Below are 6,717 nucleotides of genomic sequence, written 5' to 3'. Positions count from 1 at the left end.
CTCCTTACGGTATTATCTATCTGTATAGTTTCAAGTTTCATCTTGTTACCTCCTGTTGACCGGATCCCAAGCATAGATATCTGAATTCAAATTGCCTAGTGAAATGTCTGGATATGCCGCATTTTTCCCCTTATACAGCGAAGCTGGCCAAAGGCCAGCCCGCTTGGATTTATCGCTTTTGCCAGTAGATCAGCATGGCAAGGAACAGGATTGTTGCCCCCTGAGAAGCGGTCAGGAAAGTTTCCAGCAATGACATTATCGTAAAACTCCGCATTATTAATTTCAGGTGTGTGATTCAGGGGCCTTAGTCCCCCTTTTACAGGACGTAGTGTTCTGTCACGACGGAAGCCAGGGTTAATAAAAACGATTCGAATATGTCTGCAGGGACGATAGAAATCTTCGTGCGGGTTGTCTCGCTGTAGCCGGCTCTGGAGAGCGACTCGGGGGAGGAGTAGTATCTTCCGGCCACGGATATGATCGAGCCAGCAGTGCTCGCCGCAGTCGAGCGACAGGGCGAAGCCCCGAGTGAGCGAGGAAGCACCAGGGAACAAAACTTATAAATTCTGCTTACGCTCAATGCCTGAAAAATCACCTCTCCTCGGGGTTATCCACTTATCCACGGGCATATTTTTATAAAGTACTTTTTTATTCTTTTTCTTTATTTTACATCTTTTAGGGAGCCTGAAAGCCGCGTACAGTGCGGCCTGAGAGGGGGCCTGTATGGGCAACTGGTAAACATAATATGGGAAATTAATCACGTATCAGTGGGTTTTGTGTCAACAAGCTATGGGATACGCATCAACAAGCTATGGGAAAGAGGTCAAGTTCAGTTCTCAATTATCCACTTGTGGATAAAGTGCAGATTTTTCCGGTGGATAAGTATCGCGATAGCTTGCAATTTCTGTTTTCACTGTCATTATGGGTGGGTAAAAATTTACCCATAGGCATTGAAATGGATACTCAAGCACTCTTGCCAGCTACTAAAACGTTTAAAAAACGCGCCAGTATAAAGCAATCTAACGAATTGACCGAAGCTGCATATTACCTGCCTCTTCAGGCAAAACGTGTGCTGTGGTTATGCCTCATGCAGGCCTATTTTAATGACAGCCAGGAAGATGACTCTGACGTATTGCCGCTCTTCAAAATCAGCGTTTCCGATTACGTCAAATACTTCAATGTCGCTACGTCTGTCGCCAGTCGTGATGTGAAGGCTGGGGTAAATGCTCTGGGCGAATCAACGGTTACCTTTTATCCAAAAGAAGGTGAGTTTGAAGAAGTTAAACGTCCGTGGCTGGCTGAAGCAGGAATGAAGCGAGGCCGGGGTTCCTGGCAGATTGAATTTAACTACAAGGTCATGCCATTCCTGGTCGGCTTAACCTCCCAGTTCACTACCTATTCTCTCTATGACTGTGGCCAGCTTAATAGTGTTCGTGTCATCCGGCTTTATGAAAGCCTGTGTCAGTTCCGGAGCACTGGTGTCTGGATCACCACACATGACTGGTTATGTGAAAGGTTTATGCTCCCTGCCTCGCAGAAAAACAATATTGCTGAAATGAAGCGTACCTTCCTGGAACCTGCTCTGAAGAAAATTAATGAGAAGACGCCATTAAAGGTAACATATACCACTGAAGAAGATGGTCGCTTGCTGTTTAATTTTCTTGATAAAAAACAATAGTCTGTAATTTTTATTTCCTCCCCCCTTAGTTTGTTGCTGACATATGGGGGGATACTGAACTTGCTGTGTTTCCCATAGTGCTTGCCTAACTTGACCTGTTTCCCGCAATCGCGGCTGTCTGCGTAGTTGACCTGTTTCCCACAGTCCGGGCCGTCTGCGGAGTTGACCTGTTTCCCACAGTCCCGGTCGTCTGCAAAGTTGACCTGTTTCCCACAGTCCCGGTCGTCTGCAAAGTTGACCTGTTTCCCACAGTCCGGGCCGTACGCGGAGTTGACCTGTTTCCCACACTCCCGACCGTCCGAGAAGTTGACCTGTTTCCCATAGTCCGGGCCGTCCGAGAAGCTGACCTGTTTCCCTTAGTCCGGGCCGTCCGCGAAGTTGACCTGTTCCCCACACTCCCGGCCGCCCGCGAAGTTGACCTGTTTCCCACAGTCCGGGCCGTCTGCAAAGTTGACCTGTTTCCCACAGTCCCGGCCGCCCGCGAAGTTGACCTGTTTCCCATAATCCGGGCCGTCCGCGAAGTTGACCTGTTCCCCACACTCCCGGCCGCCCGTGAAGTTGACCTGTTTCCCATAGTCCGGGCCGTCCGCGAAGTTGACCTGTTTCCCATAGTCCGGAGCGTCCATTAAAGTTGACCTGTTTCCCACAGAGGATGGAAAACTCTTCTTGTGCTGAGCGTAAGAGCTATCTGCCGGAACGGTTCCTCTTCGCTTCCTCGCCAGTTCGCTCGCTACGCTCGGTTACATGGCTGCGGCGAGCGCTGATACATAAGGCTCAGCATTGCACTGGTCGTAACTAAAATCAGAATCCTTCTGAATGACTCTCCTGTCTTGCAAGTTGAATACCTTTCTCAAAGCCCTTTTGTATGAGTTGCTGTTGATGGTCAAAAGTGCGTCTGCGTGTTGCTGCAGTGTGATTTAGTAGCACGCCCGTCGAGCTTCATCCCCCTTCTGTTGAGAGCGAAATCAAAACAATATGATTTTTTTCTTGCAACATGACACTTTTTGTTCAAAATGACAAAAAACGTCATGAGGTGATAAATGGACAATATTGAGCAGTTACGGAAAGTCGCTACACGTGCAGGTAAGCTTCTGACATCTTTGAGCGAAAGTATCCGACAGCAAAAAGAGGAATTGAAGCTTACCGAGTTCTATCAGGAATACAGCAAAGCCGCTCTGTATAAGCTGCCTAAGCTCAGTAAAGGCAGTGTTGAGTATGCTGTGTCCGAAATGGAAGCCGGTGGCTACATTTTTAAAAAGAAACCTTCTGGTAATACGATGAAATACGCGATGACGATTCAGAATGTCATCGATCTGTATAACCATCGTAAAGTACCGAAGTACAGGGATCGCTTCGATAAAGCCTTTACGATTTTTGTATGTAATCTTAAAGGTGGTGGTTCCAAGACAGTTTCTACCGCTTCATTATCACATGCTTTTCGAGCTCATCCTCAGCTTCTGTTCGAAGACCTGCGTATTCTGGCCATCGATTTCGATCCGCAGGCATCTCTGACAATGTTCCTGAGCCATGAGAATTCAGTGGGCTTGGTTGAAAATACGGCTGCTCAGGCCATGCTCCAGAACGTGTCTCGTGAAGAATTACTTTCCGATTTTATAGTACCGTCTATTATCCCTGGTGTTGATGTAATCCCCGCTTCCATTGACGATGCATTCCTTGCTGAAGGCTGGAAGGGATTGTGTGAAGAACATCTGCCAGGGAAAAATATTCATGCGGTGCTTAAAGAGAACATTATCGACAAGCTCCAGCATGACTACGACTTTATTTTCCTTGATAGTGGTCCTCACCTTGATGCGTTCCTGAAAAACTGCATTGGGGCGGCAGACCTGATGTTGACCCCTCTTCCACCGGCGACGGTTGATTTTCATTCTTCCCTGAAGTTTGTGGCCAGCCTCCCTGCCCTCATAGATTCCATCGAAATGGATGGGCACACCTGCAATCTCATCGGTAATGTCGGCTTCATGTCCAAGATCCTGAACAAGTCTGATCACAAAATTTGCCATAGTCAGGCCAAAGAGGTTTTCGGTGCCGATATGCTAGACATGGTTCTGCCAAGACTGGATGGTTTCGAACGTTGTGGGGAGACTTTTGACACAGTTATTTCAGCAAATCCAGCAACCTATGATGGAAGTACAGAGGCACTAAAAAGCGCAAAATCAGCAGCGGAAGACTTTGCGAAGGCAGTCTTTGATCGCATCGAGTTCATTCGTACTAACGGAGGTATGTGATGTCGAATGAGAAAAGAAAAACCATCGGCAGACAGTTAAATACTCAGGCGTCAATGCTCGAAATGGCTGACACCGGTAGAAGTCAGGTATTTACCTTAAAAACCGGCAGGAAGGTAACGTTCAGGTTTGTTCGGGTGCCTGCATCTGAAGTTGAAAGTAAGACCTTCGTAAACCAGGAAAACAATGGAAGAGATCAACTTGCACTGACCAGGGAGTCTCTGAAATCCATTATCCAGACGATTAAGTTTCAGCAGTTCTTTCCCTGTATTGGTATTAAGCAAAGTGAAAGGATTGAGATACTGGATGGTTCAAGACGGCGAGCCTCAGCAATTTTTGTCCGTACAGGCCTTGATGTAATGGTTACCGAAGAACATTTATCAGCTGATGAAGCTCGCCAACTGGCTAAAGATATCCAGACAGCTAAAGAACATAATCTTCGGGAGATTGGTCTGAGATTGATCGCTCTTAAAGAGTCCGGATTTAATCAAAAGGAAATTGCTGAACTGGAGGGATTATCTCAGGCTAAAGTTACCAGGGCGCTGCAGGCGGCGGCCGTACCGCAAGACTTAATTTCTCTGTTCCCGGTTCAGTCGGAGCTATCGTTTAGTGATTATAAACTTCTTTTAGAAGTTAATGAAAAACTCGGTGAAAAGGGATTAACGCCTGAAGAACTCATTCAGTCTGTATCAGCTCAGCTCGATGCAATTTTGAGTGATGGCGAGCGACCAGAAGACGAACAGAAAGCCAGTATTCTGAAGCTGATTTCTCAGGCATCTCAGGCATTGATAGATCCATCTCCCAAGGAAAAGTCAGTGGTTTCCCCACTCTGGTCTTTTGAAGAAAAGGACAAGTTCGCGCGTAAGCGTGTGAAAGGGCGCACGCTGACTTATGAGTTTAGCCGTATGTCAAAAGTGATTCAGGATGAACTGGACAAGGCTATCAACGAAGTCCTTGACAGAAATTTGAGTCAATAATTTCGCCATGGCGATTTCACATCTAACTTATTGTAATTAGGCAGTTTAGGTTGAGAATTTCACGGTGAAATCGCCATGGTTTCACGCCAGTTTCGCTGCAGGAATATCTGACCATCGTGTCGTATAAGCAGGAGAAAGCATCTCCCGTTTCATCTGCCATTCCGGGGCCATACCCCGCCCCGCAAACCATACTTTACCCAGCCCTGAGTTGTTGATCCCGTCCAGAACCCTCATCAGCTCAGCACTGTGAGGGCGTGGCGGGCGTTCGTCGAACAGTTGCAGCTGCGAAACTCCGGAGCCGGTGAAGTCATTCAGCATAACTCCGGCTTTGGCATACCGGTGCCCATCCCTCCAGATACGCTCCAGAGCCGTTGTAGCGGCTGCAATGATGTCCCTGGTGTCCTGAGTGGGTGTAAGAAGTTTTTCCGTAGCCACGTTGCCGTAGTAAGGCTCTTTAATGGCGAACGGAGACGTTTTGATGAAAACGGAAATATGCCGGCAATACTGGTGCTCTTTACGCAGTTTTTCAGAGGCCCGCTCTGCGTGCTGACAGATAGCCTGACGGAGTGACTCGTACTCCGTGATCTTCACGCCAAAACTGCGGCTGCAGACAATTTGCTGTTTCGTCGGAGGGGCTTCCTCAAGCGAAAGGCAGCTTTCCCCGTTCAGTTCCCGTACCGTTCGCTCAAGGACGACAGAAAAATTTTTGCGGATGAAGGCCGGGTTCGTCAGAGCCAGATCGAGCGCGGTTTTTATGCCCAGCACATTTAGCTTGCGTGCAATACGGTTACCCACCCCCCAGATTTCTTCAACCGGCTGCAGTGAAAGCAGTTTCCGCGTCCTTTGCGGATTTCCCCTGGTCAGAGCGAGTACGCCATGAAACTGTTTCCACTCTTTTGAGGCCCACTGGGCTGATTTTGCGAGGGTTTTCGTTGGTCCGGCGCCCACGCCAATGGTCAGGCGGGTACAGTCATACACCTGCTGACGCAGCTGCCGGGCGAAGTCCTCAAGCCCCATACAGTGCTCCACGCCGGTCAGGTCGAGGAACATCTCATCAATTGAATACTGTTCCACCCTGGGGGCCAGTTCCTCCAGGCAGTTCATCACGCGCGCCGATATCGAGGCGTAAAGTTCATAATTACTTGAAAACGCATATATTTTTTCCGGGTATCTTTCGTTTTTTATCTGAAACCACGGAGTTCCCATTTTGATCCAGGGCTTCGCCTCGGCACTGCGAGCGATTACATTCCCGTCGTTGTTGCTCAGGACGACTATCGGCTTTCCTTTCAAATCCGGGCGGAAAACACGTTCACAGCTGGCATAGAAGCTGTTCACATCGGCCAGGGCAAACATCAGTACATCTCCCTCGGGCGGTGGATGATATGCGTGACGACGCCAAAGATATCCAGCTCGTCGGGATCAGGATAAATCGGCGACCAGGAGGCATTCATGGGCTGCAGCGTCAGTCGCGGCGTCAGCAGAAGCCGTTTCACCGTAAACTCCCCCTGCATGCTGGCGACAACGATATCGCCGTGCCGCGGCTTTTCAGCACTGTCCACAACCAGCAGATCGCCATTGTACAGACTGCCGTCGGCCATGCTGTCTCCGCTGGCACGCAGGTAGTACGTCGCGCTCGGATGCCGTATGCAGTAATCATGGAGATCCAGATCGGACTCGACATAGTCAGCAGCAGGGCTGGGAAAACCGCAGCTGGCCAGATCGGCAAACAATGGATGGGCCTGTGGCGGGAGTTCTTTCCCGGTGCTGAAAAGTTGTAGTTTCATCTTTCCTCCTGACACTCTAATTTTACTGGTTATACATA

At 48.8% G+C, this 6,717-nt stretch carries 7 protein-coding genes; 3 read left to right on the top strand and 4 right to left on the bottom strand.

Features of this window, described 5'->3' with window-relative positions; translation table 11 throughout:
* Window positions 1-169: 169 nt before the first annotated feature.
* A complete protein-coding gene (locus ACOI6Z_RS27150) occupies window positions 170-274 on the bottom strand; it encodes a hypothetical protein (protein ID WP_032409716.1) in 105 nt (34 codons plus the stop codon).
* Between the two features lie 534 nt (window positions 275-808).
* On the opposite strand from ACOI6Z_RS27150, the gene ACOI6Z_RS27145 reads away from it, so the two are divergent.
* Window positions 809-1,675, top strand: a complete 867-nt coding sequence (locus ACOI6Z_RS27145; protein WP_004118283.1) for a replication initiation protein — start codon at window positions 809-811, stop codon at window positions 1,673-1,675.
* A 356-nt stretch (window positions 1,676-2,031) separates the two neighbouring features.
* On the opposite strand, the gene ACOI6Z_RS27140 is transcribed toward ACOI6Z_RS27145, so the two are convergent.
* A complete protein-coding gene (locus ACOI6Z_RS27140; RefSeq protein WP_000339857.1) occupies window positions 2,032-2,301 on the bottom strand; it encodes a hypothetical protein in 270 nt (89 codons plus the stop codon).
* A gap of 414 nt (window positions 2,302-2,715) precedes the next feature.
* On the opposite strand from ACOI6Z_RS27140, the gene ACOI6Z_RS27135 reads away from it, so the two are divergent.
* Together ACOI6Z_RS27135 and ACOI6Z_RS27130 are read left to right on the top strand one after the other, a co-directional pair.
* Window positions 2,716-3,921: an AAA family ATPase gene (locus ACOI6Z_RS27135; RefSeq protein WP_000368714.1), complete on the top strand. Its 1,206-nt coding sequence runs from the start codon at window positions 2,716-2,718 to the stop codon at window positions 3,919-3,921.
* The gene (locus ACOI6Z_RS27130; RefSeq protein WP_000064120.1) at window positions 3,921-4,895 is read left to right on the top strand and encodes a ParB family protein; all 975 of its coding nucleotides are present in this window, start codon (window positions 3,921-3,923) and stop codon (window positions 4,893-4,895) included. The genes ACOI6Z_RS27135 and ACOI6Z_RS27130 overlap by 1 nt, the downstream gene beginning before the upstream one ends.
* Window positions 4,896-4,976: 81 nt before the next feature.
* Here ACOI6Z_RS27130 and ACOI6Z_RS27125 read toward each other — a convergent pair whose 3' ends face one another.
* Window positions 4,977-6,248, bottom strand: coding sequence for a Y-family DNA polymerase (locus tag ACOI6Z_RS27125; RefSeq protein ID WP_004118291.1), 1,272 nt, complete (start codon window positions 6,246-6,248; stop codon window positions 4,977-4,979).
* Complete coding sequence (umuD, locus tag ACOI6Z_RS27120) at window positions 6,248-6,679, bottom strand: translesion error-prone DNA polymerase V autoproteolytic subunit (RefSeq protein ID WP_000776034.1); 432 nt, start codon at window positions 6,677-6,679, stop codon at window positions 6,248-6,250. Before umuD ends, ACOI6Z_RS27125 begins: the two co-directional genes overlap by 1 nt.
* Window positions 6,680-6,717 lie beyond the last annotated feature (38 nt).

The sequence above is a fragment of the Klebsiella sp. C239 genome, assembly GCF_048822715.1.
Lineage (GTDB): Bacteria > Pseudomonadota > Gammaproteobacteria > Enterobacterales > Enterobacteriaceae > Klebsiella > Klebsiella quasipneumoniae.
This window is presented reverse-complemented; position numbering and strand designations above follow the sequence as displayed.